The sequence below is a fragment of the Succinivibrio sp. genome (assembly GCF_045124615.1).
GTDB lineage: Bacteria > Pseudomonadota > Gammaproteobacteria > Enterobacterales > Succinivibrionaceae > Succinivibrio > Succinivibrio faecicola.
In genome coordinates, this window is record NZ_JBGVMC010000285.1 from 1 (window position 1) to 2,250 (window position 2,250).

Sequence of the window (2,250 nt, forward strand, 5' to 3'; positions counted from 1 at the left end):
ACCTTTGCTCTTTTGTTATTAAAAGCACTTAGAGCATCAGCATATTTTTCATTGTTCTTTTCATTTAAAAACTCAAAATCGCCAGAGAGATTTGTAATAAAGTTAAAATAATCACCATCCTCAACCGGCTTTGCTAAAAGATTCTTGTAATCCTTACCGAATTTTTCTTCAAGATATTCAAAGAATCTGTCGGCATAGTCTTTAAACTCAAAAACTTCCCTGCATACGCTGTTTTTACTGCATCTGTATACTCTTAGCATCTTTATTCCTATTTATTATCTGAGCATTGCAAAAGCCAGTTTTGCTGATTCTTTTTTAGATCTTTTTCTTGTTTTGAGTATGAGCTGAGATGTTTTAAATACAAATCAACATATCTGTCAAAACCATCCATTAAACCAAATGCCTCTTTTGCATCGGCAAGCTGTTTTTTAAAAAGCTCTTTTGAAAAATTAGTCTCCGCATTCACAATAGCGTCGCCATAGTAAGTTAAAAGGGACTTTAAAAGTTTTTCATGCTGTTCATACTGAGATTTTAATTTCTCATATGTTCTGCATCTTTGCTTATCAGCATCACACTGTTTTTTACTTATCTTCAGGATATTTAAAAAGTAATCAACAGAGCTTTTTTCATAATCAATATTTCTGCAAAGAAATCCGCCTAATCTTAAATTTGCGGTAACTGCATTTTCCTGCATAGCTTCTCTATCAGAATTTGCCTGCATGATTTTCTGCTGAACACTTACAAGCTTTGTATTAAGCTCCACATTGCTCTTAGAAAGTGACTCATTGAGCTTTGTTAGCTTTTCATTAACGGACTTTAACTGATTTGCCCTGTTTTCAATGGAGCTGTTCTCACTTAACAGTTTTTCATTTGCCTTTTTCAGATCTAAGGCTTGTAACTGATACTCTTCAAAGGCCTTCTGATTTTTCTCATTGAGTTTTGCAATTGAGGATGCCTCACCTGACAGTGCATTGTTGTATTTATGATCTTCACCTAGATTTTTTAAATCATCATTTATCTGTTTTGCTTCTTTTGTATCAAAAGCAACTGATGAGCTTAGTACAAATCTTGTGGATGTATCTGCTGCAACAAGCGGTTTTGCTCCCTGATACAAAGGCTTTTCAGTTCTGCTTGCACTGCTTATTGATGATGGGGATGACAAATAACTGCCACCTCTTGAACAGATACCGCCAGGCTGACCTAAAAGACGGCCTGCTCTTACTGCTCTAAAAGGCTCCACTGTCATTTCCTGAGCATTTCCAAACATGTCATAAAGACCAAGAGGATTTGGCTTTTTAAGACCTGCCAACTGAAGTTTGCCATTAGCACTTGTAGCTCCCTGATACCAGGCATAATCAGAAAGTTCTCCATCGGTCATTGGAGGCAGCTTTGCATCAAACTCACTTTGTGTTACTAAATTACCGCCACGTGCTGCAAACTCCCACTCCTCATCTGTTGCAAGTCTTGAATAAGCTGATTTAATCTCAAGCTTTTTTAAATCATTTGAGGTTGATATGAATCTTGAGAAAGCATCTGCAGCATTTACAGCATCAAAATAGGATATCTTTACTGCAGGCAGACGTGACATCTTATTTAATGTTGGACACTTTCCGTCTTTTGACATAAGAATGTCATACTGACCTTTTAAAAGCTCATATTTGCCAATCAGATAGTAATAGCCTTTCTTATCCTTGAATGCACCCTGAACATATCTTGTGTTCACAGCCTGAGACATTGGTGATTGTGTATCTAGAATACCTGCAGTGAATGTCTTATCCTTTATCTTTCTTGTGTCATTTGAGGTATATACCTTTTTAAATACCATTATTCCATTGCATGGCATGGACACAATTACATCAGATTTATCAGGATTAGGATTGAACAGCTCATTTGCACTATCTGCAGTTGCTGTCTTTGCAAATACAGCTCCTACAAGCATTAAAGATAACAAACATCTTTTCATTTTTATACTCTTCTTAAGGTATCTGCAACATTAAGACGTCTTATTCTTGCAGTACTTAAAACAAGACTGATTATCAAAAGAACTAAAAGTGTAAACAAAAGGCCTAAAATAACATGAGAAAAGTTAAAGACACTTACCAAGGTTCCGCCAGGAAGTCTGTCTGCAAAATACTGATTAAAGCTAAACTTAAGTGCGCAGAACATGGTAAATGCCCCAAGATATGATAAAAGACCTAAGGTTAGATTCTGCACAATAATACACTGCATGATCCCGTATTCGCTCATTCC

3 protein-coding genes are annotated in these 2,250 nt (G+C 36.1%); all 3 read right to left on the bottom strand.

Annotated features, from left to right (window positions below; all coding sequences use genetic code 11):
• The coding region (locus ACJML3_RS07380) for a hypothetical protein (protein WP_406021979.1) at positions 1-260 on the bottom strand (260 nt) is incomplete at its 3' end.
• A gap of 8 nt (positions 261-268) precedes the next feature.
• Entirely contained in the window at positions 269-1,963 is a 1,695-nt protein-coding gene (locus tag ACJML3_RS07385) for an SUMF1/EgtB/PvdO family nonheme iron enzyme (protein WP_406021981.1), read from the bottom strand.
• 2 nt (positions 1,964-1,965) lie between these two features.
• On the bottom strand, positions 1,966-2,250 hold a 285-nt coding region (locus ACJML3_RS07390), incomplete at its 5' end, for a hypothetical protein (RefSeq protein ID WP_406021983.1).